The sequence below is a fragment of the Streptomyces sp. NPDC048420 genome, assembly GCF_040651535.1.
Classification (GTDB): Bacteria; Actinomycetota; Actinomycetes; order Streptomycetales; family Streptomycetaceae; genus Streptomyces.
Genome location: NZ_JBEZKG010000017.1, coordinates 145,419 through 170,248, shown reverse-complemented (window position 1 = coordinate 170,248; position 24,830 = coordinate 145,419). Strand labels below are relative to the sequence as shown.

Sequence of the window (24,830 nt, the reverse complement as noted above, 5' to 3'; positions counted from 1 at the left end):
GGTATCTGATGGATCGTCAGATTCAGGCTAGAGGGGGGAAGTTGCGACGGCAAGTGACGGAAGCCCTCCAGGGACGACACCCCGCCCGGAAGGGGTCGGCTCGGCGGCGTGCGCGTCCTGGCCTGCGTGGTGAGGGCCTGCGACGGCGAATGGGGCTTCGGCGAGTCCCGCGAACCGGGCGGCGGCACCCGGATGTCGGCGGTGCTGTCGCGAGCCGGCGGCTGTGCCTACCTGGACGCGCACGTATGAGTGAAGGCGCTCGCAAACATGGACGGCCACTTCTCGGGACGTCCTACGTTCGCGGAGTGATCGAACCGTACGTGATCGAACTCGAGCCAGAAGTGAGGGCCTGGCTGGAGAGCCTGCCCCCACAGCACTATCGCCTCGTGGAAGAGAAGGCCGAACTTCTTGCCCGGTCTCCGACGACTCTGGGCGAACCCCATGCTCGTAACCTGGGAGAAGGCGTGCGTGAGCTGCGATTCATTCTGCGTGGTAATGCCATGCGGGTGACCTACTGGCTCGCGCCAGGCCGACGGATCGTCCTGCTCACGGTCTTCCGGAAGACCAGAATGCAGGAAGAGACGGAGGTCAAGCGCGCCAAACTGGCGAAAGAGCTGTGCGAGGCTGAGCATGGTCCCGCGCATGACGAGTTCACTCGCGAGTTCCGGGAGGAGCTGTGAACCACACCCGCTGGAAGCTGTCGCGGGAACGCAAGACCAACGAGGGCTACGTCGAGCCTCCCGATGTGGTCGCTGAGCGTGAGCAGATCCGGCTGGCGCTCGCACTCGGACAGCTGGTGTACGACCGTCGGGTGACTCTGGGGCTGACGCAGGCGACGCTCGGTGAGCGCCTGGGAATGAGCTCCGACGACGTAGAAGCCGTTGAACTGGGCGGAATGCTGCCCATCACCGCGGATCTCCTCGTCAGGCTGGCGGCGGCCCTCGACGTCACCGTGGAGTTGCATGTGGTGGCCGACGGCCGCAACAGCGTGGCGTTCGAAGAACACGCCGCATGAGCTGACGGGCCGCCCGCGACGCTGTGCGACGGGCGGGTCGACATCAAGGTCCGACCGGGCAATCCGCCGGGACCACCGAGCGGGCGTGATGCCTGGTCGCATCACGCCCGCTGGGGGCCTGGGCTGCATCCGGCTGGCTACTGCTGGGGCGGCCACTGGCCGTGGGGCGGGGTGGGCGGCTGCTGGTACGGATTTTGCTGCGGCGATACGGGCTGCTGCTGGTACGGGTACTGCTGCGGCGGGACGGGCTGCTGGCTGTACTGCGGGTAGCCGACCGGGCCGCCGGGGCCGCCGTTGTTGTTCTTGTCGCGCCGGGAACGCTTGACGATCAGGAACACGACGAGGGCGAGCACAGCCAAGGCCACGACGCCGGCGATAGCGAGAAAGAGCATCTGCTTCTGGTCTGCCTGTTCGGCCTCTGCGGCGTAGTCGGCGTCGGACTTGCTACCGGCGCTCGGAGCGGCGGAGGGGCTCGCTGTCGCAGACGCCGACGTCGGAGCCTTGAGGGGCCCGTACTTCGAGCCTGCGGCGATGTCTTCCGTCAGCGCGGCGAGCGGGCGGATTTCTCCGTAGCCGTACTTCTCATCGGGGAGGGAAAGTCCCTTGGCGGAGTCTGGCAGCACGGCCGTCTTTGTGAGGCGGTTGGCGATCTGGCCTGCGGCGAGGTCGGGGAACTTTGATCGGAGCAAGGCGGCAGCTGCAGACACGTTTGCAGTGGAGTTTGAGGTTCCGTCGGAGATGCGAAGCTTATCGCCAGGCCATCCAGTACTTACGATGCGGGTGGCCGGGGCCGTCAACAAAACTTCAGGGCCAGAGTTCGACCCTTTCCAGAATTCTCCATCCTGCGTCACCCCGCCAACAGCCAGAACACCTGGATACTTTGCGGGATAGAGAATTTCCGGGGCTTTATTCTGATTTCCGGCGCCAGCCACGATCAACGCATTGTGCTTCAGGGCATACGCGACTGCTTCGCGATCCGCAGCGCTATCCTCGCTGACATATGCCGAAATATTGATGACGGACGCACCCTGATCCACTGCGTATCGGATCTCGTCCGCAAAACTGAAATCACTCGAGGTGTTGTCACGGATCGGAAGGATCTTGGCTTCCGGCGCCAAACCCATCACTCCATCGGCGGCACCTGCGCCATGTCCGTGCCCTGCGATGATTCCGGCCATTTCCGTACCGTGGGTGGACTGCTCCTCTCCAGTTGCAGGCGAAGCATCGTCGTCCCCGTCGACGAAATCCTTGCCCTTCAGGACATTACCCGTGACCCATCTTCGCTCACGCCCTGCCCACGCCACCAGTCACTCAGGACCCGTCCGCCCGCCCCGGCCAGGGAGTTCACGGCGCATCAAGTGATCATCTCAGCCCTCGGCCACGTGTGATTCCGGGGGACAGGACATCGACAAGGCGGAGCCCGGTGGGGTCGGCACGCCGATGCCCCACCGGCGCCCGGAAAAGAACCTCAGTTGTTCCAGGTTTCGTCGTAAGGGTCGTGCGGGGTCGGGACCGGCTTGGACTCCGTGATCTCCAAGTACGGGATCGGGCCGCCGTTCACGGCGTCCTTGGTCCGCTTGGGCGTGTACGTGCCGGTGACCTGGAGCCAGCCGTCCGGCTTGAGGACCGGCGGGATCTCGCCGGTCAGGGCGACCTTGACCGGCTGGGCGTCCGCCGCACAGCAGTTGAGGGCCATGCGGACCAGGTAGGGCGCCCCGGAGTGGTCCAGGGCGACGAACCCGGTGATGGTGATCTGCCGTCCGGCGAGGCCCCGGCCGTGCTCGTAGACCGCGCGGCCCGCGTAGTCGGCGAGGCCGAGCCGCAGGGGTCCGCTCTCCGGGAGCTTCGTATAGCCGTACGCCTGCTGCAGGGCCGTACCCGTGCGCATGGCGCTGTAGGAGCCGAGGGCGGGCGGGGCGACCAGGATCAGGGCGAAGAGCGGGAGGACCAGGAGCCAGGAGACGCGGGGTTCGGGGTGGTTGTGCTCCTGCTGGTGCTTCCTGGACCGCCACTCGTACCAGGCCGTCGCCAGCGCCGTGACGACCAGGACGACCCCGGCCGCAAGCACCAGTGGGCGCAGGCCCGCCTTGACGTAGCGCAGGTAGAGGTCGGTCGAGCCCGCGTGCAGCAGGGCCGAACCGAGGAGGAACAGGACCGCCGACTGTGCCTGCCGGTTCACAGCATCACCAGCCCGGTCAGGACCGACAGCACGATCGCCAGGGCGAGGGTGGCGGGGGCGAAGCGCAGGGCGAAGGCTCGGCCGAAGGTGCCGGTCTGCATCGCGAACAGCTTCAGATCGATCATCGGGCCGACGACCAGGAAGGTCAGCCGCGCGGTCAGCGAGAACTGGGTGAGCGAGGCCGCCACGAACGCGTCCGCCTCCGAGCAGATCGACAGCACCACGGCCAGCGCGGCGAGCGCGAGCACGGCGATCACCGGGTTCTCCGCCGCCGTCCGCAGCCAGGTCTGCGGGACCACGGCCTTCAGGGTCGCCGCCGCCATCGCGCCGACGACCAGGAAGCCGCCCGCGTGCATCACGTCGTGCCGCACCGAGCCCCAGAAGGCGGCGCCCTTGCCCTGACCCTCGTACGCGTGCCGGGCCGGCGGCTTCAGCAGGTCGGTACGGCCGAGGCGCAGCCACAGCCAGCCCATCGCGCACGCCACCAGCAGGCTCGCGACGAGACGGGCCACGACCATCTCCGGGTTGCGCGGGAAGGCCACGGCGGTCGCGGTCAGCACGATCGGGTTGATCGCCGGGGCGGAGAGCAGGAAGGCGAGGGCCGCGGCCGGCGTGACGCCCCTGCGCACCAGCGCCCCGGCCACCGGCACGGACGCGCACTCGCAGCCCGGCAGCACCACGCCCGCCACCCCGGCCACCGGCACCGCGAGGGTGGGGTTCCTCGGCAGCGCGCGGGCGAAGAACGACGGCGGCACGAACACCGCGATCGCCGCCGACAGCAGCACCCCGAGCACCAGGAAGGGCAGCGCCTGGACGAGCACGGCGACGAACACCGTCATCCAGCTCTGCATGACCGGCGCGCCCAGCGCCGCCCGGATCGGGCCCTGCGCCAGCACCACCAGGAGCATCAACAGGGTCAGCACGAGGGGGGAGTTGAGGCGCCGGTCGGCCTGGACCGGTGGCGCCGGGCGCCGGTCCTCGCCGGTGTCCCGCGTGGGCGGAGGTGCTTTGGTGACGGCCACGGCCGGGATCCCTCCGGTGGTGAGGTGCTGGTTTCCCCGCTGATGCGTACGGCGGCGCAGGTCCGTTTGTTCAGTGTGCGCGGGGGTTTGGGGATTTCTTGGGGAAGGCTGGCCACCACATGACACCACCCCGGACCCCGGCCGTGGCACCACTCGTCCCGGTGAGGCAGTCTTCTCCCTCGTGGGGAGCGTTCCGAACCAGAGTCCCGGACTGCCGGGCGACACGGCCGCGCACATGGTGGTGTGCGGGGACGACGGGCTCGCACACCGGCTGGCGGCCGAGCTCAGACATGTCTACGGCGAGCAGGTCACGCTGGTCGTCCCGGCCTCCGAACGCTCGGTGCGGACACCGGTCGTCGGACGGGCCCGGGCCGCGTCCGCGCTGCTCGACCGGATGGTGACCGCGGCCGTCGGCCTGACCGGCAACGGCACCGCCACCACCGTCAGCGAACCCCCGGGCGGGATACGGCTGATGGAGGCCTCCGAGCCCAACGAGGCCGCGTTCACCGAGGCGGGCGTGGAACGGGCCCACGCGCTCGCGCTCGTGTACGACGACGACGAGACCAACATCCGCGCCGCCCTCACCGCCCGCCGCCTCAACCCCCGGCTGCGACTGGTCCTGCGGCTCTACAACCGGCGGCTCGGCCAGCACATCGAGGAACTCCTCGACCAGGCCGCCGCACTGGCCTCCGGCGACCCGGCCGACGGCACCGGCTTCGACGCCTCCACAACCGTGCTCTCCGACGCCGACACCGCCGCGCCCGCACTGGCCGCCACCGCCCTCACCGGCACCAGCAAGGTGCTTCAGACCGGCGGTCTGCTGCTGCGTGCGGTCGAACGGCCCCCGGCGCGGACCGGGGTGAGCGCGCCTCCCGGGCTGGCCACACTGGCCCTGCTCTCGCCGACCGAAGCCGCCGGTCCCGGCGGGGACCGCGGGGACCGCGGGGACCAGGGACCCACACTGCTGCCGGACGCGGCGGCGGTACGGGACGGCGGCGACCGCGGGACCGTGGTCCTTGAGCAGGTGTCGTACGCCGGGCCGTCGTTGCCCGACGGACGGGGTGTGATGCCGTGGTTCACCTCGCTGTTCTCCCGCCGGCTGCGGTGGTCGCTGGCCGGGATGGTGGGGTGTGTGGTCGCGCTCGCCGTCGCGTTGTGGCTGGTGACCGGGATTCATCCGCTCCGCGCCTTCTATCTGACCCTGTTGGACCTGTTCGCCATCGACGACCCCGCCATCGGCGAGTCCGTCGGCCGCCAGATCCTCCAACTCCTCTCCGGACTGGCCGGGCTGCTCCTCCTTCCGGTACTTCTCGCCGCGGTCCTCGAGGCGCTCGGCACTTTCCGCACCGCGTCCTCCCTGCGCAAGCCGCCCCGGGGCCTGGGCGGACATGTCGTGCTGCTCGGACTCGGCAAGATCGGCACCCGGGTGCTGACCCGGCTTCGGGAGCTGAACATCCCCGTGGTGTGCGTCGAGTCCGACCCCGAGGCCCGCGGACTCGCCACGGCCCGGCGGCTGCGGGTGCCGGTGGTGCTCGGCGACGTCACCCAGGAGGGGGTCCTGGAGGCCGCCAAGATCCACCGCGCGCACGCGCTGATGGCGGTGACCAGCGCGGACACGACGAACCTCGAGAGCGTGCTGTACGCGCGGGCCGTGCGGCCCGATCTGCGGGTGGTGCTGCGGCTGTACGACGACGACTTCGCGACGGCGGTGTACCGCACCCTGCGGGCGGCACATCCCCGTGCGTCCACACGCAGCCGAAGCGTCTCCCACCTGGCCGCCCCCGCGTTCGCCGGAGCGATGATGGGGCGGCAGATCCTGGGGGCGTTCCCGGTCGAGCGGCGGGTGCTGCTGTTCGCGGCGGTGGATGTGGGCGGGCATCCCCAACTGGAGGGGAAGACGGTGGGCGAAGCCTTCCGAGCAGGGTCCTGGCGGGTCCTTGCGCGGGAGGAGTCCGGGGACGCGCCGGGACTGGCGTGGGATCTGCCCGACACGTATGTGTTGCAGGGGTCGGATCGGGTGGTGTTGGCGGCTACTCGGCGGGGGTTGGCGGAGTTGCTGGGGCGGCGGGGGCGGGTGGGGATGTAGCCGTGCCTGAGGGTCGGGTCGGGTCGTTGTGCGGCTGCGGGCGGGTCGCGCAGTTCCGCGCGCCCCTAAAAGACATGGCCTGATCGCTCCTTCAGGGGCGCGGGGAACTGCGCGACCCGCCACAACGAACCCGCAGCCGACAACGCTCCCGCCTACCCCAAATACCTCGCCGCGAAGTCCAGTTCCAGCTTCACCTGCTTGATCCGCTCGTCCACCACCAACGACCCGTGACCCGCGTCGTACCGGTACACCTCGTGCACCGCCCCCCGCCCCTCCAGCCGCTTCACGTAGTTGTCGACCTGCCGGATCGGGCACCGTGGGTCGTTCACCCCAGCCGAGATGTACACCGGTGCCTTGACCTGGTCGACGTACGTCAGCGGTGACGACGCCTCGAACCGCTCCGGCACCTCCTCCGGCGTGCCGCCCAGCAGCGTGCGGTCCATCGCCTTCAGCGCCTCCATCTCGTCGTGGAACGCCGTGACGTAGTCCGCGACCGGCACCGCCGCGATCCCCAGGGTCCACGCGTCCGGCTGGGTGCCCAGACCGAGGAGGGTGAGGTACCCGCCCCAGGAACCGCCGGTGAGAACGAGACGCGCGGGATCGGCGAGACCCGAGCTCACCGCCCACTCCCGTACCGCCGCGATGTCCTCCAGCTCGATCAGCCCGACCCGGTGCTTCAGCGCGTCGGTCCAGGCCCGCCCGTACCCCGTCGAACCGCGGTAGTTGACCCGGACGACCGCGTACCCGTGGTCCACCCAGGCCGCGGGACCCGCCGCGAACGCGTCGCTGTCGTGCCAGGTCGGACCGCCGTGGATGTCGAAGACCGTCGGCAACGGCCCCGTCGCCCCCGCCGGCTTCTGGACCAGGGCGTGGATCCGGCCGCCCGGGCCCTCCACCCACACGTCCTCCACCGGCACCGAACCGGGGGACTTCATGCCCGGCGGATCGAGCACGACCTCACCCGTCGTCGAGCGCACCACGGACGGCTCGGCGGCCGACGACCACAGGTACTCCACGCTGCCGTCGGGGCGGGCCGTCGCCCCGGAGACCGAGCCGGGCGGGGTGAGGACCTTCTCCAGCTTGCCGCTCTCCAGGTCGTACCGGAAGAGCTCGCTGCGTGCCTCGAAGCTGTGCGCGATCAGCAGTCCGGTGCCGTCCGGGTACCACTCGGCGCCCACGTCACCGGGCAGGTCCAGGGCGAGGTCGGTCTCCTCGCCGGTGGCCACGTCCCACACCAGCGGCTCCCAGCGACCGCGCCGCTGGTGGCCGATGAGCAGCCGGGTGTCGCCGTCGACGGGCGCGAAGCCCAGGACCTCCAGGCCCAGTTCCTCGGTACCGCCCCGGGTGTCGTCGAGCTCGGCGACCGCGGTGCCGTCGGGGCGTACGACCCTCAGCGCCGAGTGCATCGCGTCGCCGTGCTCGGTGTGCTCGACCGCGATCAGCGAGCCGTCGTGGGAGAGGTCGCCGACCCCGGCCGACTCGCGGTGCCGGTAGATCTCCACCGGCTCCTCGCCGGTGCGCACGAGGTGGATGGAGGTGCCCTCGTCGTCGGTCGAACGGCCCACGACCGCCGTACGGCCGTCCCGGCCCAGGGCCACGCCCGCCGGGTAGGAGGCGTCCAGGCCCGGTGCGGCGGGCTCGTCCGCGCCGCCCTCGAAGGGCTGGCGGCGCCAGACACCGAACTCGTCGCCGTCCTTGTCGTCGAACCACCAGATCCAGGCGCCGTCCGGGGAGAGCACGCCGTCCGTGGTGCCGTTGGGCCGGTCCGTCACCTGGCGCTGCTTGCCCGTCGCCCGGTCCCAGGCGTACAGCTCGTACGTCCCCGTGGCGTTGGAGACGAACAGGGAGCGGTCGGGCGCATCCTCCGCCCAGTCGGGCAGGGACACCCGGGGCGCCCGGAAGCGCTTCTCCCAGTCCGGCATCTCGTCGTTCCGCTCGGCCGCGGCGGACCCGTTGCTCTCAGTCATGACCCCATACTGCCTGCCTTCACAGACAATCCGCAGACGAGGTCCCCAGCCTGTGGAAAACTTCTACCGGCCGCTTACCCGAACCCCTTCCCACCAGGGCGGAAGGCCAGGCCCGGGCCGATTGTCAGTGGCGGGGTGCAGACTCGTCCCCATGACCGATCTGCGCAAGACCGTCGAGAGTTTCTGGGCCGCGGCCGAGGCCCGCGACTGGAGTGCGTTCGCGGACACCCTCGCCGAGGACGTCGTCTACACGCTCCCGCAGACCCGCGAGCGCATCCGCGGCCGGGACCGGTACGTCGAGTTCAACCGGGAGTACCCGGGCGACTGGCACCTGCGGATCGAGCGGATCGTCGCCGAGCCGGAACAGGTCGTCACCTGGGCCCACTTCACGGTGGGTCTCGAGGAGATGTACGCCATCACGTTCTTCACCGGGGACGAAAGCGGCCGTATATCCACCGTCACCGACTTCTGGCCGGAGCCGTACGAGCCCCCGGCGGGCCGGGACCACCTCACCGAGCGGTACTGACCGTTCCCCCGCTGCCGGTGTTGGGCACCCCACCGGGAGGTGCAGGCCGGATCAACGGCGCCGACGGGAATCCCGAGCTCGGCCGCCTGAGCAGCTTCTCGTCCCCGGGCGGGCACCGCACGCAACGAGCACCCGCCGTAGAGGTCACGCAGTCGACGCAGCAGTTCCCAACCCCGCGCCCCTGTGCCCGGGAGCGGCCCCGTACCGTGGGAGTGTGTACCGGTTTCTGCTCACACCCCGCTGGTTTGGCATCAACGTCTTCGTGCTGCTCGCCATCCCGTTCTGCATCTTCATGGGGTCGTGGCAGCTGAGCCGGTTCGAGGACCGTATGACGGAGAGCCGGGACGCCAAGCAGGCGGTCGTCAGCGACGAGCGGGAGGCCGCGCGGCCGCTGACCCAGCTGCTGCCGGTGGACAAGGCGACCTCGGGCAAACAGGTCACCGCGACCGGCCGGTACGCCGAACAACTGCTGGTCCCCGACCGGCAACTCGACGACCGCGAGGGCTACTACGTCCTGACGCTGCTGCGCACCGACGGCGGCAAGGCGCTGCCCGTGGTCCGGGGCTGGCTGCCGGGCTCCGCCGACCCGGCGAAGGCCCCGGCCCCGCCGAAGGGCGAGGTCACCGTCACCGGCGCGCTCCAGGCCTCCGAGACTCCGGGGGACAACGGCGTCAGTGCGCAGGGCGGGCTTCCGGCCGGGCAGACCGCGGCGATCAGCGCGGCCTCACTGATCAACCTCGTGCCGTACGGCGTGTACGACGCGTGGATCACCCTCAACACCGGTGACTCCGGGATGAAGGCCGTACCGGCGACCGCGCCCGCCGACAGCGGTCTTGACCTCAAGGCGTTCCAGAACCTCGGCTACACCGGCGAGTGGTTCGTCTTCGCCGGCTTCGTGGTCTTCATGTGGTTCCGTCTGATGCGCCGCGAGGTGGAGTTCATCCGGGACGCGGAGCTGGGGATCCTCCCGGACGACGAGCAGCGGGAGCGGGAGCAGCCCCAGGAGAAGGCGACCGCCTGAGGCCAGCGCGAGCGGGACACCGGCACGCCGCGGCCCCGGCCGCCGTCATGACGAGGTCAGCAGGCCCGTCCAGTACACCGTCCCCGCGCAGGCGTTGGACACCGTCGTCGACACCGACGGGGTGCCGCCCTCCGCGCTGTACGTCACCAGGACGCTTCCGTCGGTGGAGCCGTCCTCCGTGACCAGCTGGGTGGAGATGCCGGTGTCGCCGCCGGTGGAGGAGCCCTCGCCGGTGGAGGCGTCCGGGGAGGTCGAGGGATCAGGGGTGGGGTCGGTCGAGGGGTCCGAGGTGGGGCAGGTTTCGGACGGCACCCAGGCGAACTTCACGTCGTAGGAGGACCCCGGCTGCAGCAGCAGCTGGGCGACCTCCGTGGACGGGTCGGGCAGGCCGGCCGCCACATCGCCGGAGACATGCCGGACGGTGCCGATCTTGCTGCTGTCGGCGGCGCCCTGCGCGGTCGGGGTCACGGTACCGGGACCGGTGACCGTACAGCCGGCGGTGGAGCCGTTGGTGATGCGGAAGGTGCCGTAGACCGTCCCCGTGGAGTCGGCCGCGTCGGCGGTGGCCGTGGGCGTGCCCAGCTGTGCGGCCGTACAGACCGGGGCGCTCGCGGCGGTCGAGGCGGACGGGTCGGCGCCGCTGCTGGAGCCGCTGGTGGCACCGGCGGTCTTGCCCTTGTCCTCCTCCTTCGACTCGCCCTTGCCCTTGTCCTCGACCTTGCCCCCGGAGCCGCCGGAGGTGGACTCGCCGCCCTCCGCCTCCTTGCCCTGACCGGCGCCGCCCTGCGTCTGGGAGGCGTGCCCGGCGTTGGAGGTGTTGGCGCTGGTGTTGGTGGTGGACACATGCACCACCGCGGGGATCGCGGTGCCGATGAAGAGGGCCGCGGCCGCCATGCCCACGGCGGCCTGTCGCTTGCGCGCCCGCCGGGCGGGGACCGCCTTGCGCAGATGGTCCAGGGTGCCGTCGCGAGGCTCCACGTCCTGGACCGCCTGCTGCAGCATCCGTCGCAGTGCCAGCTCGTCCGAGTCGAACTCCCCCGTGGAGCTCTGATCGTCGGGGCCGTGGTTCACAGTTCCGTTCCCAGCGTGCGATTGCTTCGGCTCTTGCTTGCCGACCCATGTCGGCTCATGCCACTCGTACGGTTCATGGCGCCGTTCCCCGGAGTCTTCGGACCCGCTCATACCGGCTCCTCCATGGCGACCCGCAGCGCGGCGATCCCCCGGGAGCCGTACGCCTTCACGGAACCGAGCGAGATGCCGAGCGTATCGGCGACCTGGGCCTCGGTCATGTCCGCGAAGTAGCGCAGGACCAGGACCTCGCGCTGGCGGCGCTGGAGGCCCTTCATCGCCTTGATGAGCGAGTCGCGCTCCAGCTGGTCGTAGGCCCCCTCCTCGGCGCTCGCCATGTCGGGCATCGGCTTGGACAGCAGCTTGAGTCCGAGGATGCGCCGGCGCAGGGCCGAGCGGGAGAGGTTGACGACCGTCTGGCGCAGGTAGGCGAGGGTCTTCTCCGGGTCGCGGACGCGTTTGCGCGCGGAGTGGACGCGGATGAAAGCCTCCTGGACGACGTCCTCGCAGGAGGCGGTGTCGTCGAGCAGGAGGGCGGCGAGCCCGAGGAGCGAGCGGTAGTGCGCCCGGTAGGTCTCGGTGAGGTGGTCGACGGTGGTCCCGGCCGCCGCGGCTTCCTCGGCGCCGTCACGCTGACTGGGTATGCGGGCGGGCCGCGCTGCGGGCATCGGCGCGATCACCGGCATGCCACCGGGCACCCCGGGCCTGCGGGGCCGGAGGACAGCCGCGCCGCTCGGCGCGGCAGGGAAGTCGAGTACCTGAGCCACGCAAGTTGGACTGCCTCACCCCCATAAGGGTTGTACGCGAACGTCCGTCTTCTCTCAGGCAGCACAACTGACCGTGCGTCAAACGCGCTCATGCCCTACCCGCTCTTCCCCTGTGTCCCGAATGCCCGGAACGTCCCCACGCTCCGTAAATGCGACCCGCGCCCCCTGAATGGGCGTCCGCAAAGACGCTCCCCGCCCACCGCGCGGTTGCGGAGGACGGGGAGTGAAATTTTCGGACGCCGAAGCGCAAGGTTCAAGTGGTCCGGACCATCGTCCCGATCACACCTGCTCCGTAGATCGTACAAACGAATCGGGCAATGGCCGGGAAAATTTTCGGTAAGCACACCTACGCGGAGAGCTCGGCCGCGACCAGCTCCGCGATCTGCGCGGTGTTGAGCGCCGCGCCCTTGCGCAGGTTGTCCCCGCACACGAAGAGTTCGAGCGCCGTGGGGTCGTCGAGCGCGCGCCGGACCCGCCCGACCCAGGTGGGGTCGGTGCCGACGACATCGGCGGGGGTGGGGAACTCCCCGGCCGCCGGGTCGTCGAAGAGGACGACCCCGGGAGCGGTGGCGAGGATCTCGCGTGCCTTGCGGACGGTGACCTCGCCCTCGAAGCGGGCGTGGACGGTGAGGGAGTGCACGGTGACCACCGGGACCCGTACACAGGTCACGGCGACCGGCAGCGTGGGAAGACCCAGGATCTTGCGGGACTCGTCCCGCACCTTCATCTCCTCCGAGGACCAGCCGTCCTCGCGCAGCGAACCGGCCCACGGTACGACGTTCAGCGCGACCGGCTCCGGGAACGGCCCGGTGTTGTCGCCGACGGCCCGCCGTACGTCACCGGGATGCGTCCCGAGCTCGGTGCCCGCGACCAGGGACAGCTGCTGGCGCAGCGTGTCGACGCCGGCCCGCCCGGCCCCGCTCACGGCCTGGTAGCTCGACACCACCAGCTCCCGCAGCCCGAACTCGGCGTGCAGCGCGCCCAGGGCCACGATCATGGAGAGGGTCGTGCAGTTGGGGTTGGCGATGATCCCGCGCGGCCGCATCCGGGCCGCGTGCGGATTGACCTCGGGCACCACGAGGGGCACGTCGGAGTCCATCCGGAAGGCACCGGAGTTGTCCACGACGACAGCGCCCCGCGCGGCGGCGACCGGCGCCCACTGCGCGGCCACCTCGTCGGGTACGTCGAACATGGCGACGTCGACCCCGTCGAAGGCCTCCTCCGCCAGGGCCACCACCTCGACCTGCTCCCCGCGCACGGCCAGCTTGCGGCCGGCCGAGCGCGGAGAGGCGATCAGTCGGATCTCGCCCCAGATGTCCGCGTGCTGGGACAGGATCTGGAGCATGACCGTGCCGACGGCTCCGGTCGCTCCTACGACCGCGAGCGTCGGACGTACGGTCATCGGCCGGTGCCCCCGTAGACCACGGCCTCGTCGCTGTCGGAGTCGAGTCCGAAGGCGCTGTGGACGGCGCGAACGGCCTCGTTGACGTCGTCGGCGCGGGTGACGACCGAGATGCGGATCTCGGAGGTCGAGATCAGCTCGATGTTCACGCCGGCGTCGGAGAGGGCCTGGAAGAAGTCGGCCGTGACACCCGGGTTGGTCTTCATGCCCGCGCCCACGAGGGAGATCTTGCCGATCTGGTCGTCGTAGCGCAGCGAGTCGAAGCCGATGCCGGACTTGTTCTTCTCCAGTGCGTCGATGGCCTTGCGGCCCTCGGACTTGGGGAGCGTGAAGGAGATGTCCGTCAGCCCGGTGGAGGCGGCGGAGACGTTCTGCACGATCATGTCGATGTTGATCTCGGCGTCCGCGATCGTGCGGAAGATCACCGCGGCCTCACCCGGCTTGTCCGGCACGCCGACGACCGTGACCTTGGCCTCGGAGGTGTCGTGCGCGACACCGGAGATGATGGCCTGCTCCACCTGCTTGTCCCCTTGCTCGATCGGCTCACTGCTGACCCAGGTGCCCTGCAGCCCGCTGAAGCTGGACCGGACGTGGATCGGGATGTTGTAGCGGCGCGCGTACTCCACACAGCGGTGGAGCAGCACCTTCGAACCGGAGGCGGCGAGCTCCAGCATGTCCTCGAAGGAGATCCAGTCGATCTTCTTCGCCTTCTTCACCACACGCGGGTCGGCGGTGAACACGCCGTCGACGTCGGTGTAGATCTCGCACACCTCGGCGTCGAGCGCGGCGGCCAGCGCGACGGCGGTCGTGTCGGAACCACCGCGCCCCAGCGTGGTGATGTCCTTCTTGTCCTGGCTGACGCCCTGGAAGCCGGCGACGATGGCGATGTTGCCCTTGTCCAGCGACTCCCGGATACGGCCGGGCGTGACGTCGATGATCCGGGCTTTGTTGTGGACCGAGTCGGTGATGACGCCGGCCTGGCTGCCGGTGAAGGACTGGGCCTCGTGGCCCAGGTTTTTGATCGCCATGGCCAGCAGCGCCATGGAGATCCGCTCCCCGGCGGTCAGCAGCATGTCGAACTCACGCCCGGCAGGCATCGGCGATACCTGCTCGGCGAGATCGATCAGCTCGTCCGTCGTGTCGCCCATCGCGGAAACGACGACGACCACCTGGTGGCCGTTCTTCTTCGCTTCGACGATTCGCTTGGCGACGCGCTTGATGCCCTCGGCATCGGCTACGGAGGAGCCTCCGTACTTCTGCACGACAAGGCCCACGTGCGCTCCTCGCTCAGTCCGTGTGTGTCGGCTCAGTTTAACGAGCGCCCGATTTTCACCTCCGCGATATCGCATGGTGAGACATCGCGGGGTTCGGACACCCAGGTCAGCGCATGCCCAATTCGGTCCCTCCGGAAAAGTGCACCGCGTCACACGGGCGCGTGGGGCCCGTGTGGCAGCTGTGAATTAAGTTTCAAGGATTAGGGTGCGGCTGTGCGCGTACTTCTGGTGGAAGACGATGAGCCGGTCGCCCAGTCCCTGAGACGAGGCCTGATCCGGTACGGCTTCGAGGTCGAGTGGGTCTCCACCGGCGGGGCCGCGCTGAGCCACGAGGGCCCCTACGACGTCGTACTCCTCGATCTCGGTCTGCCCGACACCGACGGCCTCGACGTGTGCAGGGCGCTGCGCGAGCGCGGGGACGTGCCGATCATCGTGATCAGCGCCCGCAGCGACGAGACGGACCGGGTGGTCGGCCTGGAGCTCGGCGCCGACGACTACGTGTCCAAGCCGTTCGGGGTCCGGGAGGTCATCGCGCGGATACGAGCCGTGATGCGGCGCGCGCAGCCCCGTACCGAAGCGGTCGCGGGCCCCGACACCTACGGCTCGCGCCTCACCGTCGACCGCAAGGCGGCCCGGGTCCGGCTCGACGGCGAGGAGGTGCCCCTCGCGCCCAAGGAGTACGACCTGCTGGCCTTCCTCACCGAGGAGCCCGGGGCGCTGATGTCGCGCGAGCAGATCATGGAGGCGGTCTGGGACGCGAACTGGTTCGGGCCGACCAAGACGCTGGACGTGCATGTGGCGGCACTGCGGCGCAAGCTCGCCGGGGCGGTCGTCATCGAGGCGGTCCGAGGTGTGGGCTTCCGGCTGGAGATCGCCAAGGACGACGGGGCTTCATGAACCGGCAGCTCATCCGGAGCTACATCCTGCTGGTGGCGGTGGCCATCCTGCTGTTCACGGTGCCGGTCGCGTTCACGCTCACCGACCAGCTGCGCGACGACACGGAGTCCTCCGTCAAGCGCGAGGCGAACACCATGGCCCTGCTGCTGGGCAACGGGGACAGGGCGTCGTGTGAGGCGCTGGCCAGGGTGGCCAAGGCGTACGGCAACGTGCAGGCGACCCCGACCGCCAGCTGCGACCCGCACCTGAAGACGCCCGCCAAGGACGCGGCACTGACCCGGGCCGTGGCGGAGAACGAGCCGACGACCGACTGGGGTTCGCACTTCGTCTGGGGCAAGCACCTGACGGTCACCGTCCCCGCCGACGGTGACGCGGCCGTGCGGATCGTCTACTCGACGTCGGACATGACCACGCGGCTCTGGCAGATCTGGGGCTTCCGGGCCGGACTCGCCGTGCTGGTCCTGGGCGCGGCCGCCGCGATCGGCGCGTATGCCGCCCGCCGGATCACCGCACCCCTGCGCGAACTCAACTCCATGGCCAGCAAGTTCAGCGACGGCGACCTTACCGCGCGCTCCCCGGTGACCGGACCGCCGGAGACGCAGACCCTCGCGCGCACCCTGAACCAGGGCGCGGAACGGCTGGACACGCTGGTCGCCTCGCAGCGGATCTTCGTGGCGGACGCGTCCCACCAGTTGCGGACGCCTCTGACCGCGTTGCGGCTGTCGCTGGACAACATCGCGGACGGCGTGGACGACGAGTTCGTACGGGAGGACGTCGAGCAGGCGACGGCGGAGGTGGTCCGGATGAGCCGCCTGGTCAACGGCCTGCTGGTGCTGGCGCGGGCCGAGGCGAAGGTGACGGCGGCGGAGCCCCTGCCGTTGCGGGACATCGTGGACGAACGGCTGACGGTGTGGAGGCCGGCCGCCGACGAGCGCGGGGTCACCATCGCGCTCAGGGGGAGTGTTGTCGACGACCGGCCGTCTGTGCTGGCCAGCCCCGGTCACCTGGACCAGGTGCTGGACAACGTGCTCTCGAACGCCCTGGAGGTCTCGCCGGACGGCGGGAGGATCACCGTCGAGGTCGAGTCCCGGGCGGATTCGGTGGTGCTGTCGGTGCGGGACGAGGGACCCGGTATGTCGGACGCCGAGAAGTCCCGTGCCTTCGACCGCTTCTGGCGCGGTCAGGGCCTGACCGGGCGCTCCGGCTCGGGTCTCGGCCTCGCCGTCGTCAAGCAGTTGGTGACCGACGACGGCGGGACCGTGACACTGGCGGACGCGCCGGGAGGCGGGCTGAAGGTGCAGATCAGCCTTCGGGCATCGCCGAGGAGTGGTGGTTGACGATCTTCCACACGCCGTTCTCCTTCTCGTACGTGTACGAGTAGCGGGCCTCGACGACACGCTTGTCGCCGCTCTTCGGGTCGGTGAGCGTGAACTCGTAGACGCCGGTGTCGATGGCGGAGTCGCTGTCGAGGACGTTGACGACCGTCTGGACCTTCTTGCCGACCGGCTTGTTCTGCAGGAAGTGCTCGAAGTAGTCGACGATCTCCGCGTGGTCGGTGCGGACCTTGTTGGAGACGGTGGGCAGAAGCACCGCGTCCTTCGCGTACAGCTTCGCGACCTTGTCGGCGTCGCCGGTCTGCAGGGTCGCGTTCCAGGTGTCGAAGAGGGTTGCGATCTGCTTCTGGGAGGGCTTCTTCGCCTGCTCGGGACCCGCGGTGGCGACGACGGTACCGACGGTGCCGAGCGCGACCACGGCGGTGGCGGCGACGATGGCTGCGCGCTTGGTTATGGAACGACGGGTCATCGCTGTCTCCAGTGCGGTGAGAGGCTGGGCTGTGAACTGACTCCAGCCTCTCTTTGCGCTGGTTAGGGCCCGTGCAGCCGAGATACAGGGCAGAGACAGCGGATGCCCAATTCACGCCGTGCGACGGCCCGGTCGCTGTCCGCGCAGCAGTCCGACCCCGGCCCCCACGGAGACCACACCCATCCCCACGGCGGTCATCACACCCTGCGCCCGTCCACGACGAACGGCGCGGCCGCGGCGACGACGAGGTTGAACAGGAAGAGGAACCACAGGACGGGGGTGGAGGAGAGCAGGGACTTCATGGCGGTCTTCCTTCGGTGCGGGGTGGGTGACCTGGCTTCGCTTGCGAGATCAACGATCCCGTTTCGTGGGGGCCGTCACGAGGGGGTGCTCTCCCGGACCGGGGGTGTAGTGGGGTACACCCTGACCGTGATGGCAGATGCGCTTCTGACGGCGATCGTGCTGCTCGGTTCCTCCGTGCAGTGGCTCACGGGTATGGGTTTCGCCCTGGTCGCCGTACCCGCGCTGATCCTGCTGCTCGGCCCTGCGCAGGGAGTCGTCCTGGCCAACTGCGCGGCCGGAGCGATCTGTCTCGTGGGCCTGGCCGGCGGGTGGCGACTGGTGCGGCCGCGGGCGATGGTGCCCCTGTGCCTGGCAGCGGCCTGCACGGTCCCGGCCGGCACCTGGATGACCCGTCAACTCCCCCAGCCCTGGCTGCTGTTGGCCATGGGCGGCCTGGTGACTGTGGCGGTGCTCCTCGTCATGCGGGGCGCGCGGGTGGCCACTCTGCGCGGCACGCGGGGTGCGGTGTTCGCGGGCGCGGCGGGCGGGTTCATGAACTCCGCGGCGGGGGTCGGCGGACCGCCGTTCTCCCTCTACGCCCTCAACGCGGGCTGGACGGTACGCGAGTTCGTCCCGAACGCCATGTGCTACGGCGTGATCGTGAACGCGTTCTCGGTGGCGTCGAACGGGGTGCCGCGGCTGACCGGGACGCAGTGGGTCCTGGTGATCGCGGCGATGGGGGCGGGCGGACTGATCGGCAGGGGGCTCACCTCCCGGATACCGGAGGGGCGGGCCCGACTGCTGGTGTTGTCGCTGGCCCTGATGGGCGGGGTCACGGCTGTGGGCAAGGGGCTGTGGGGGCTGTGATCGCAGGAATCCTCGACCGCGTCGATGATCAGCCGCTCCGTGATGCCGGGTCCCGGCCCCAGTGAGATCCAGTGGCGCTTGTCGAGGTAGCGGTGACGATCAGGAGGCGGTCACCGGCCGCGCTCACCGGGCCCCCTCGTGCCGGTGCCGTAGGTGTGCGGGTCGACGGGCCGCTCGGCCTTGGGCAGGTGGGCGACGACGAGCCGGTAGGAGTCGGTGACGAGCTCCGTGACGAGCTCCTTGTCGACGCCCTTTCCGCCCTCCAGGGTGATCCAGTGCCTCTTGTTCATGTGATAGCCGGGGGTGATCTGGCTGTACTGCTCCCGCAGGGCGTGGGCCTCTCCGGGGTCCGCCTTGAGGATCACGACGGGCCGCCCCGGGACTTCGGTCATGAGCATGAACACCTTGCCGCGCACCTTGTAGACCTCCCAGTCGGGGCCGAAGGGGTGCTCCAGCCGGGCTCCGGGGAGTTCCTCCGCGCAGTCCGCGGCGGTCTTGTGCAGGGCCGATCCGTTCATGGGGCGTTGCCTTCCTCAGGTGGTGACGGGCTGCGGCATCGAAGGACGCGGAGGTCGCGCCGAGCGGGCGCGGTGGCACGTCCCATCCTTTCGCCGCAGCCGACCGGAAGGGCGGTAGGCTGCGGACACGTGATGGTCGACAAGCGACACTCCGGGCCGAGCAGGCAGGCCGGGCCGGCTGCGGTTCCGCTGTTCGGTTTCCAGCCCCCGGTCGGTACCCCGTACGGCCTTGAGGTGAGTACGGTCGAGGATTTCTTCGTCCAGCACGACGACTGGCCGTGGAACCCGCCCCGTCCAGGCCGTGCGACCTTCCACTACCTGATCGCGGTCACCGAGGGTGAGCTGCGGCACGATGTCGACCACGTCACGCGGACCGTCTCCCCCGGCCAGTGGCTGTGGGTGCGACCCGGGCACGTGCAGTGCTGGCATCCGCCCGGCGCGGCCCGCGGCCCGTTCATCCTGTTCGAACCGGACGTGCTGCGGCCCGACCTCGCCCGTCTCCTGGCCCCGCTCACCGCGCACGAGGCCCCTGCCGTGCTCAGCCCGCACCCCGAGGACGCCGCCTGGCTCCATCGGACGGCACTCCAGCTCCTGGACGAACACCGGGCACTGGGGCGCCGCCCCCTCGACATCCACCACGCCCTGCGGCGAAGCCTGCTCGAATCGCTGCTGCTGCGCCTGGCCAACTCCCCGGGGATCACACCCATCGGCACAGCCACGGTCGGCACGGGCCGCGCCGACCGGTACGGGCGCTTCCTGGACGCCTTGGAGCTGCACTTTCGCGAGCTGCACCAGGCCGCGGACTACGCCGAGTTGCTCGGCTGCTCGGTCCGCACCCTCAGCCGTGCCGCCCGGGACGCCACCGGCAAGGGAGTACGCGAGCTCATCGACGAGCGGCGTCTCCTGGAAGCCCGGCGCCTGCTGGGAGTTGCCCGGTGGGATGCCCGGACTGTGGCCCTCCACCTCGGTTTCACCGATCCCGCGAACTTCGGCCGCTTCTTCCGCGACCGCACCGGTCTCACCCCCGCAGCCTTCGCTGCCGACGAGGCCGTCGGAACTGGGTGACTCGCGCGATCGACGAGCGGCGCCTCCTGGAAGCCCGGTGTCGTTTCTCAGTCGCCCATCTCAGTCGCCCAGGACGACGACGTGCTTGCCCGGCGTGGTGCCGGACTCGACATCGGCCTGGGCGTCACGGACCTGTTCCAGGCCGTGGTAGACCTTCGCGACCGGGACTTTGAGACGCCCAGCGGCGATGGCCTGGAGCTGGCGGGCGAAGACGTCGGCCGGGAGGTCGGCGGCCTGACCGCCGTAGGACGTCAGCCGCACCCCGCCCGGGATCATGAACGGGGTGAAATCGGGGATCGTCCACTGGCCCGCGAGGGCTCCGGTGAAGCAGACCGTGCCGTGCCGGCGGACGGTGCGGAGGGTGTCGGCGAGGACCGAGCAGCCGACCAGTTCCAGTACGGCGTCGACGCCGTCCGGCATCAGCTCGCTCACCTGGTCGGCGATCGTGCCGCTGTCGACGAGGGGATGGTCGACGCCCGCGGCCCGCAGATCCCCGGCTCGTTCCGGGCTGCGGGTGGTGGACAGCACGGTGGCTCCGAGGTCCTTCGCGATCGTGGCCGCGCTCAGCCCGACCGTGGAGGTGCCGCCGCGGATCAGCAGCGTCTGCCCGGCCTTGAGGTCCAGGCCGGTGGTCAGTGATCCGTAGGCGGTCTGGAACATCTCCGGAAGCGCGCCGGCCACTTCCCACGGGAGACCGGTCTCGAACGGGATGACCTGTCCCGCGGGGACGGTCACGTACTGCGCGTACGAGCCGTCGAAGGACCGGCCCATGCCGCCCATCATGGTCGCCACCTGCTGTCCCGGCCGCAGCCCGCCGTCCTCGTCGGCCTCCTCGACCATGCCGACACCCTCGATGCCGGGTACACGCGGGTAGGTGACCTCCGCGTCCGACTCGCCCTTGCGGGTGGTGACTTCGGACTCGTTGACGCCGAACGCCTTCACTCTGATCCGCACCCAGCCGGGCCTGCGTGCGGGCACCGGCACATCCTTGATCTCCAGTGCGTCGAGGCCGCCGGGCCGGGCGACGACGACGGCCCGCATCGTCCCCGGTGCGGCGTCGCCGGCTGCTGGCTGTCGGCTCATGTCCAGTTCCTTACTCTGTTGTGTCCGACACCCGTCAGGGGCGGGCAATGCTCTCGAACAGGTCGAGGACCGCCTGGTGGTGGGCGCTGGGCTCGTGGGGAGGGTTGCCAACGCTTCCCGAGGTGGGCCGGTCCGAGACGGCGGGCCACAGACGGGTCTGCTCGCCGGTGACGAAGTCGAGGACGATGTCGCGGATACGCGTGTCACGGGCGGCCTGTTCGGGGCTGCGACCCGGCCGTTCCTGGCCGACCAGCGCGTACATCTCGGTGCCGTGCACGGCCGGCGCGCCCTCGGCGGGCCCGATCGCGAGGAGACGGGCGGTGCCGCCCGCGGCGGCGTGGGCCAGCGCACCGCGGGCTGCGGGGAGCGTGAAGATGTAGTCCGTCAGGGACGCGGCGCGGACCTCGGCAGGGGTGCGGCCGCCCTGGTCGTAGAGGTCGACGATCTTCCTGGCGCGGGAGCGGGGAATGCGCCACCCCGCGAATTCGTCGGTGACGCGGTCGACGGTGTGCGGGTCGAACCGGTCGAGGTCGTTCGCCACCCACCAGCCCATCTCGTCACTGGCCGTGCTCAGCAGCACGTCGATGTCCCGGTGCGAGCCCGAGGCCAGGACATCCAGGGGGTGGGCGTGCACCACCGAGCCGGGCTGTCCGGCGTCCAGGACGACCCCGAGACTCTTGTTGTCCATCCCGCCACGGACCCCGAGATCCGTCGGACAGACCTTGCGCAGAGCGGCCACCAGAGAGGCCGCGTCGAGATCGATCAGCTTGTCGGGGTTGCCCGCGACACCGAGTTCGGTGACGAACCGCTCCGCGAGCTCCTCGGCCCACCAGGCCGGGACGAGACGCGAGGGCGCACCGGAGAACCCGGCCAGCCGCCGGTACAGGCCGTCAGCGGAGGAGGCCCCGAGCAGGCCGAGAGTGGAGTAGGCGCCTGCGCTGTGGCCGAAGACGGTGACGTTGTCGGGATCGCCGCCGAAGTGGGCGATGTTCCGCTGGATCCAGGTGAGCGCGGCGATGACGTCCTGGAGGAAGAGGTTGCTGGCCTCAGCCAGGGCGCCGCCATACTGGGAGAGCGAGAGCGCGCCCAGCGCACCGAGCCGGTAGTTGACCGACACACCCACCACGCGCCCTGTCGTGGCGAGTCCGGCGGCGTTCGAGGTGATCTGTGTGTTCGCTCCGTATTCGAATCCGCCGCCATGGATGTACACGGCCACCGGAAGCGCCTTCCCGGCCGGCTGCTCGGGAGCCCACACGTTCAGGTTCAGGCAGTCCTCGCCCATCCCGCTGTCCGCTTCGAGCCAGTCGCCGCTGTCGGGCTGGACAGCGACGACGCCCTTGCGGTCGTAGGGGCGGTCCGGATCGAAATCCGCGACCAGAGGGCGGCAGTACCGCTCGGCGGTGGCGTACGGGATTCCCCACCAGGACCGCACCCCTGGTGCAGTCGGAGCCTTGGGCGCGGTCGCGTTCATGGCGTGGGATTCCTTCCGGTCGGTGGGGGTGGGTTCGCGCGGCGTGTCGGCGGCTGATCGCTCGCGGTGACGCTGTCCAAGCATTCCCTGGACTCCGACAAAGTGCCGTGCGGACAGCGGTCACCTGGTGGTCAGCAGGTGACACCTCTGAGGGGCTGCTGGTGTTGTCATTTGCCCTGACGGGCGGGGTGACAGCCGTCGGCAAAGGCCTTTGGGGTCTCTGATCAGCCCGCGAACTCCGACGGTGGCGCCGAACGGCAGCTTCTCCTCGTGCCGGTACCGGCCGTCCTCGGGTTGGTTGTAGACCACGACCGAGCAGTCGTCGCGGTCGATGAGGAGGTAGACGGGGATGCCGGCGGCGGCGTAGCCGTCGGGTTTGACCATCCTCATGAACCAGTCCGTATCCGGATCACGCGCAGTGACTTCGACGACCATGAGGACCCCCGCGGAGTCGCTCAATCACCGTGCGCGACGAAGTGCCGCATGGGTGCGAGTACACCGTCCGGGCGGGCTCGCCCCGCATCATCGGCTTCCGTACGCAAGCCCCGGTGCGCGTAGAGCCACGGCCCCGCTGCTCGCCCCGCCCACAAGCGCTGCAACCAGGCGATGATCTCGCTCCGGTTGCCGTCCGGCCCGCGTTTCACCGTCAACCGACCTCCGACGAACTCCAGCCACACCGTCTCCGGCGCCCGGTGAGCAAGCTCCTCGAACTCCTCGACGGACATCTGGGGCTGCCGCCCCGTCACGGTCTCTCGACGCGGATGCGCCTGCGGTTCGCGCAGTCGGCCAGAGCGCGGATGTCGCCCAGGTCGTCGGTCAGGATCGGGGCCTCGTCGTACGCGATGGAGGCGAGCACGACGCTCGCGTCGATGACATCGGACGTCTTGTTCTCCTGGCAGAGCACTGCGGCCGCTTTCGCGCCAGTCTCCGTCAGCGGCACCACCAGGCAACCGCTCAGCACCCAGTGCAGTATCGCCGCAGAGGCACGCACGTCCCAGCACTGCGCCAGCACGCCCGCGGGGACGATCGGAATTCCGCCGCTCCGCAACAGCGCCTTGTGGCGGCCCAGGAACCGCCGGTCGTTTTTAGCGGCAGCAATGAGCACGCCACTGTCGTACACGACATGACTCATGCGCTGCGCCGTTCCCGTCGCGTTTCCCCGAAGAGGTCGTCGACCCAGGCATCTGCTTCAGCCATCTCCTCCGCGGAGAACGACCCGTACTCCGCCTCGTACTCGTCCATCGCCCGCAGCCCCTCACGAATGAGGCGACGATGGCTCAGATACTGCTCCAGCGCCCGGCTGACCACAGCCGAGATCTGCTCGTCCTCAGCCTCGGCGCACTGCCGCAGCGCCTCGCCGAGCTCGGCATCAAGACTCACGCTGAACTTCACCTTCTCTGCCATATTACGAATGTAATCCGGGAAGGTCGTAGTCACCAGTTCCAGCGCCTCGTCGAGAGCCCGTTCGCGATGCGGTCGCGGTTGTCGCGGAAGTGGTAGAAGACGAGGTCCTCGATGGGCACGGGGCGGAACGTGTCGGGCACCGGGCCGCCCGTTTTCCGTTCCAGCTTCCGCTTGAGGAAGTAGGCCGACTTGATGCCCAGGTGGGCGATCTCCTCGAAGCCCTTCGCGATGTCCTCGTCGCTCGTCGGGTTCTCCGCCTCCTCCTTGCGGCAGTCCTCGCAGATACCCCGGTCGATCTTCACAGTGCGTTCGTCCTGGTCACAGGTGGCGCAGGCCATGATCACGCGGGTGACTCGACCACGGAGGGGGCGGGTCTCGGCCTGGACGGTGTCGGTGTCGCTGTGCTGCGGGGGCATCTTGGCCTCCAGTCGTTTGCGGGCGAACCCGCCCGGGTTGGTGACAGTGGGTGGGAGCCCGTCGGTCAGGGCTCGGGTGATGCCGTTCGGCGTCGCACCGCGGGACAGCCACTCCGCGGCGAGGGGTTCGAGGGATCGGCAGTCCGCCTCGGACAGGGGCAAACGGGAGTCGGCGGCGCGAAGCCCGGCGAGGGTGCGGTAGGCGGCGCTGGGCCCGTCGGGAGCCGGCTCGTCCTGCGCGGCTTCGGGAGCCGGCTTTGACGCCGGGTCCTCGACGCGGGCGAGACCCGGCCGGTAGTCCGTCACGTCCTTGCCGTCACGCTCTCGCGCGAAGTCCGCCCACCACTGCGGCGACCTGGGGGTACGCGACCAATACGTCCGGGTTACCCACCGCATCGAGTTGTCCTCGACAGTGATGTGCTCCTTGATCCAGCGCAGGTGGCCGGCTTCGGTGAGGCGGTTCAACGACGAACGCATCGACTGCTGGCCGTAGCGGGGGTGTTCCGCCGCGAGCACCTTGTGGCCCATTGCGTGGCCGTTGTCGAGGTGGTCGATGAAGACGGCAACGTCGGCGTCTCGCGGGAGCAGGTGTGCGAAGTCCGGGTCGGCGTGCGGGTCTTCGTCACCGGCGGAGCGTTTGCCGTAACCCGTTTTGGCCATGGGGTGGGACGGGGACGGCAGGGCAGGACTAGGCTGG

General features: G+C 69.9%; 26 protein-coding genes and 1 pseudogene. 10 read left to right on the top strand and 17 right to left on the bottom strand.

The features are described from left to right. Nucleotides 1-108: 108 nt before the first annotated feature. From AB0D34_RS30740 to AB0D34_RS30730, 3 genes and pseudogenes are all read left to right on the top strand, one after another. Nucleotides 109-249, top strand: a pseudogene (locus AB0D34_RS30740) (ATP-binding protein); the annotation flags it as partial. Between the two features lie 56 nt (nucleotides 250-305). Next, on the top strand, nucleotides 306-680 hold the full coding sequence (locus tag AB0D34_RS30735) for a type II toxin-antitoxin system RelE/ParE family toxin (protein WP_362667233.1): 375 nt from the start codon (nucleotides 306-308) through the stop codon (nucleotides 678-680). Beyond that, nucleotides 677-1,015: a helix-turn-helix transcriptional regulator gene (locus AB0D34_RS30730; protein ID WP_362667231.1), complete on the top strand. Its 339-nt coding sequence runs from the start codon at nucleotides 677-679 to the stop codon at nucleotides 1,013-1,015. Before AB0D34_RS30735 ends, AB0D34_RS30730 begins: the two co-directional genes overlap by 4 nt. A gap of 137 nt (nucleotides 1,016-1,152) precedes the next feature. Here AB0D34_RS30730 and AB0D34_RS30725 read toward each other — a convergent pair whose 3' ends face one another. The 3 genes from AB0D34_RS30725 to AB0D34_RS30715 form a co-directional block, all read right to left on the bottom strand. Further along, nucleotides 1,153-2,319, bottom strand: coding sequence for a S8 family serine peptidase (locus tag AB0D34_RS30725; protein WP_362667229.1), 1,167 nt, complete (start codon nucleotides 2,317-2,319; stop codon nucleotides 1,153-1,155). Between the two features lie 164 nt (nucleotides 2,320-2,483). Further along, the gene (locus AB0D34_RS30720; protein WP_362667226.1) at nucleotides 2,484-3,194 is read right to left on the bottom strand and encodes a TIGR03943 family protein; all 711 of its coding nucleotides are present in this window, start codon (nucleotides 3,192-3,194) and stop codon (nucleotides 2,484-2,486) included. Continuing rightward, nucleotides 3,191-4,216 (bottom strand): permease, encoded by a 1,026-nt coding sequence (locus AB0D34_RS30715; protein WP_362667224.1) that lies wholly within the window; start codon nucleotides 4,214-4,216, stop codon nucleotides 3,191-3,193. The genes AB0D34_RS30720 and AB0D34_RS30715 overlap by 4 nt, the downstream gene beginning before the upstream one ends. A 235-nt stretch (nucleotides 4,217-4,451) precedes the next feature. On the opposite strand from AB0D34_RS30715, the gene AB0D34_RS30710 reads away from it, so the two are divergent. Beyond that, on the top strand, nucleotides 4,452-6,302 hold the full coding sequence (locus AB0D34_RS30710) for an NAD-binding protein (RefSeq protein ID WP_362667387.1): 1,851 nt from the start codon (nucleotides 4,452-4,454) through the stop codon (nucleotides 6,300-6,302). Between the two features lie 152 nt (nucleotides 6,303-6,454). Here AB0D34_RS30710 and AB0D34_RS30705 read toward each other — a convergent pair whose 3' ends face one another. Continuing rightward, complete coding sequence (locus AB0D34_RS30705; RefSeq protein WP_362667221.1) at nucleotides 6,455-8,269, bottom strand: prolyl oligopeptidase family serine peptidase; 1,815 nt, start codon at nucleotides 8,267-8,269, stop codon at nucleotides 6,455-6,457. 151 nt (nucleotides 8,270-8,420) lie between these two features. Between AB0D34_RS30705 and AB0D34_RS30700 the strand changes: the two genes are divergently transcribed. Both AB0D34_RS30700 and AB0D34_RS30695 read left to right on the top strand, forming a co-directional pair. After that, entirely contained in the window at nucleotides 8,421-8,795 is a 375-nt protein-coding gene (locus AB0D34_RS30700) for a nuclear transport factor 2 family protein (RefSeq protein ID WP_362667218.1), read from the top strand. A 214-nt stretch (nucleotides 8,796-9,009) separates the two neighbouring features. Beyond that, on the top strand, nucleotides 9,010-9,816 hold the full coding sequence (locus AB0D34_RS30695; RefSeq protein ID WP_362667216.1) for an SURF1 family protein: 807 nt from the start codon (nucleotides 9,010-9,012) through the stop codon (nucleotides 9,814-9,816). A gap of 45 nt (nucleotides 9,817-9,861) precedes the next feature. Here AB0D34_RS30695 and AB0D34_RS30690 read toward each other — a convergent pair whose 3' ends face one another. The 4 genes from AB0D34_RS30690 to AB0D34_RS30675 all read right to left on the bottom strand — a co-directional run bounded on the left by AB0D34_RS30690 (nucleotide 9,862) and on the right by AB0D34_RS30675 (nucleotide 14,327). After that, nucleotides 9,862-10,887 (bottom strand): hypothetical protein, encoded by a 1,026-nt coding sequence (locus AB0D34_RS30690; protein ID WP_362667214.1) that lies wholly within the window; start codon nucleotides 10,885-10,887, stop codon nucleotides 9,862-9,864. 107 nt (nucleotides 10,888-10,994) lie between these two features. Then, nucleotides 10,995-11,651: a SigE family RNA polymerase sigma factor gene (locus tag AB0D34_RS30685; protein WP_362667212.1), complete on the bottom strand. Its 657-nt coding sequence runs from the start codon at nucleotides 11,649-11,651 to the stop codon at nucleotides 10,995-10,997. A 346-nt stretch (nucleotides 11,652-11,997) separates the two neighbouring features. After that, nucleotides 11,998-13,053 (bottom strand): aspartate-semialdehyde dehydrogenase, encoded by a 1,056-nt coding sequence (locus AB0D34_RS30680; RefSeq protein ID WP_362667210.1) that lies wholly within the window; start codon nucleotides 13,051-13,053, stop codon nucleotides 11,998-12,000. After that, nucleotides 13,050-14,327 carry an aspartate kinase gene (locus AB0D34_RS30675; RefSeq protein WP_362667207.1) on the bottom strand — a complete coding sequence of 426 codons (1,278 nt, stop codon included), beginning with the start codon at nucleotides 14,325-14,327 and terminating at the stop codon, nucleotides 13,050-13,052. The genes AB0D34_RS30680 and AB0D34_RS30675 overlap by 4 nt, the downstream gene beginning before the upstream one ends. Nucleotides 14,328-14,540: 213 nt before the next feature. On the opposite strand from AB0D34_RS30675, the gene AB0D34_RS30670 reads away from it, so the two are divergent. Together AB0D34_RS30670 and AB0D34_RS30665 are read left to right on the top strand one after the other, a co-directional pair. Next, nucleotides 14,541-15,224: a response regulator transcription factor gene (locus AB0D34_RS30670; RefSeq protein ID WP_362667205.1), complete on the top strand. Its 684-nt coding sequence runs from the start codon at nucleotides 14,541-14,543 to the stop codon at nucleotides 15,222-15,224. Then, a complete protein-coding gene (locus AB0D34_RS30665) occupies nucleotides 15,221-16,561 on the top strand; it encodes a HAMP domain-containing sensor histidine kinase (protein WP_362667204.1) in 1,341 nt (446 codons plus the stop codon). Before AB0D34_RS30670 ends, AB0D34_RS30665 begins: the two co-directional genes overlap by 4 nt. Here the strand turns inward: AB0D34_RS30665 and AB0D34_RS30660 are convergent. Next, nucleotides 16,527-17,027, bottom strand: coding sequence for an SgcJ/EcaC family oxidoreductase (locus AB0D34_RS30660; RefSeq protein WP_362667202.1), 501 nt, complete (start codon nucleotides 17,025-17,027; stop codon nucleotides 16,527-16,529). The two genes, AB0D34_RS30665 and AB0D34_RS30660, sit on opposite strands and share 35 nt — an antisense overlap. Nucleotides 17,028-17,459: 432 nt before the next feature. Between AB0D34_RS30660 and AB0D34_RS30655 the strand changes: the two genes are divergently transcribed. Further along, on the top strand, nucleotides 17,460-18,176 hold the full coding sequence (locus AB0D34_RS30655; protein WP_362667199.1) for a sulfite exporter TauE/SafE family protein: 717 nt from the start codon (nucleotides 17,460-17,462) through the stop codon (nucleotides 18,174-18,176). Between the two features lie 110 nt (nucleotides 18,177-18,286). Here AB0D34_RS30655 and AB0D34_RS30650 read toward each other — a convergent pair whose 3' ends face one another. Further along, nucleotides 18,287-18,694, bottom strand: coding sequence for an MmcQ/YjbR family DNA-binding protein (locus AB0D34_RS30650; RefSeq protein WP_362667197.1), 408 nt, complete (start codon nucleotides 18,692-18,694; stop codon nucleotides 18,287-18,289). A 129-nt stretch (nucleotides 18,695-18,823) separates the two neighbouring features. On the opposite strand from AB0D34_RS30650, the gene AB0D34_RS30645 reads away from it, so the two are divergent. Beyond that, complete coding sequence (locus AB0D34_RS30645) at nucleotides 18,824-19,759, top strand: AraC family transcriptional regulator (protein WP_362667194.1); 936 nt, start codon at nucleotides 18,824-18,826, stop codon at nucleotides 19,757-19,759. 60 nt (nucleotides 19,760-19,819) lie between these two features. On the opposite strand, the gene AB0D34_RS30640 is transcribed toward AB0D34_RS30645, so the two are convergent. From AB0D34_RS30640 to AB0D34_RS30610, 7 genes are all read right to left on the bottom strand, one after another. Next, nucleotides 19,820-20,842, bottom strand: a complete 1,023-nt coding sequence (locus AB0D34_RS30640) for a zinc-binding dehydrogenase (protein WP_362667192.1) — start codon at nucleotides 20,840-20,842, stop codon at nucleotides 19,820-19,822. Between the two features lie 34 nt (nucleotides 20,843-20,876). Then, on the bottom strand, nucleotides 20,877-22,313 hold the full coding sequence (locus tag AB0D34_RS30635) for a carboxylesterase family protein (RefSeq protein WP_362667190.1): 1,437 nt from the start codon (nucleotides 22,311-22,313) through the stop codon (nucleotides 20,877-20,879). 120 nt (nucleotides 22,314-22,433) lie between these two features. Further along, complete coding sequence (locus tag AB0D34_RS30630) at nucleotides 22,434-22,748, bottom strand: Uma2 family endonuclease (protein ID WP_362667187.1); 315 nt, start codon at nucleotides 22,746-22,748, stop codon at nucleotides 22,434-22,436. A 20-nt stretch (nucleotides 22,749-22,768) separates the two neighbouring features. Next, the gene (locus AB0D34_RS30625) at nucleotides 22,769-23,038 is read right to left on the bottom strand and encodes a hypothetical protein (RefSeq protein WP_362667184.1); all 270 of its coding nucleotides are present in this window, start codon (nucleotides 23,036-23,038) and stop codon (nucleotides 22,769-22,771) included. Nucleotides 23,039-23,055: 17 nt separating this feature from the next. Next, nucleotides 23,056-23,445 (bottom strand): hypothetical protein, encoded by a 390-nt coding sequence (locus AB0D34_RS30620; protein WP_362667181.1) that lies wholly within the window; start codon nucleotides 23,443-23,445, stop codon nucleotides 23,056-23,058. Beyond that, entirely contained in the window at nucleotides 23,442-23,717 is a 276-nt protein-coding gene (locus AB0D34_RS30615; RefSeq protein WP_362667178.1) for a hypothetical protein, read from the bottom strand. The genes AB0D34_RS30620 and AB0D34_RS30615 overlap by 4 nt, the downstream gene beginning before the upstream one ends. Nucleotides 23,718-23,746: 29 nt before the next feature. Beyond that, entirely contained in the window at nucleotides 23,747-24,793 is a 1,047-nt protein-coding gene (locus AB0D34_RS30610) for a hypothetical protein (RefSeq protein WP_362667176.1), read from the bottom strand. Between the last annotated feature and the right edge of the window lie 37 nt (nucleotides 24,794-24,830).

Coding starts and splice junctions, on each gene's coding strand:
- AB0D34_RS30710 (WP_362667387.1), top strand. CDS start 4,452: ATGGTGGTGTGCGGGGACGACGGGCTCGCACACCGGCTGGCGGCCGAG.
- AB0D34_RS30705 (WP_362667221.1), bottom strand. CDS start 8,269: ATGACTGAGAGCAACGGGTCCGCCGCGGCCGAGCGGAACGACGAGATG.
- AB0D34_RS30700 (WP_362667218.1), top strand. CDS start 8,421: ATGACCGATCTGCGCAAGACCGTCGAGAGTTTCTGGGCCGCGGCCGAG.
- AB0D34_RS30680 (WP_362667210.1), bottom strand. CDS start 13,053: ATGACCGTACGTCCGACGCTCGCGGTCGTAGGAGCGACCGGAGCCGTC.
- AB0D34_RS30665 (WP_362667204.1), top strand. CDS start 15,221: ATGAACCGGCAGCTCATCCGGAGCTACATCCTGCTGGTGGCGGTGGCC.
- AB0D34_RS30660 (WP_362667202.1), bottom strand. CDS start 17,027: ATGACCCGTCGTTCCATAACCAAGCGCGCAGCCATCGTCGCCGCCACC.
- AB0D34_RS30655 (WP_362667199.1), top strand. CDS start 17,460: ATGGCAGATGCGCTTCTGACGGCGATCGTGCTGCTCGGTTCCTCCGTG.
- AB0D34_RS30650 (WP_362667197.1), bottom strand. CDS start 18,694: ATGAACGGATCGGCCCTGCACAAGACCGCCGCGGACTGCGCGGAGGAA.
- AB0D34_RS30640 (WP_362667192.1), bottom strand. CDS start 20,842: ATGAGCCGACAGCCAGCAGCCGGCGACGCCGCACCGGGGACGATGCGG.
- AB0D34_RS30635 (WP_362667190.1), bottom strand. CDS start 22,313: ATGAACGCGACCGCGCCCAAGGCTCCGACTGCACCAGGGGTGCGGTCC.
- AB0D34_RS30630 (WP_362667187.1), bottom strand. CDS start 22,748: ATGGTCGTCGAAGTCACTGCGCGTGATCCGGATACGGACTGGTTCATG.
- AB0D34_RS30625 (WP_362667184.1), bottom strand. CDS start 23,038: ATGTCCGTCGAGGAGTTCGAGGAGCTTGCTCACCGGGCGCCGGAGACG.
- AB0D34_RS30620 (WP_362667181.1), bottom strand. CDS start 23,445: ATGAGTCATGTCGTGTACGACAGTGGCGTGCTCATTGCTGCCGCTAAA.
- AB0D34_RS30615 (WP_362667178.1), bottom strand. CDS start 23,717: ATGGCAGAGAAGGTGAAGTTCAGCGTGAGTCTTGATGCCGAGCTCGGC.
- AB0D34_RS30610 (WP_362667176.1), bottom strand. CDS start 24,793: ATGGCCAAAACGGGTTACGGCAAACGCTCCGCCGGTGACGAAGACCCG.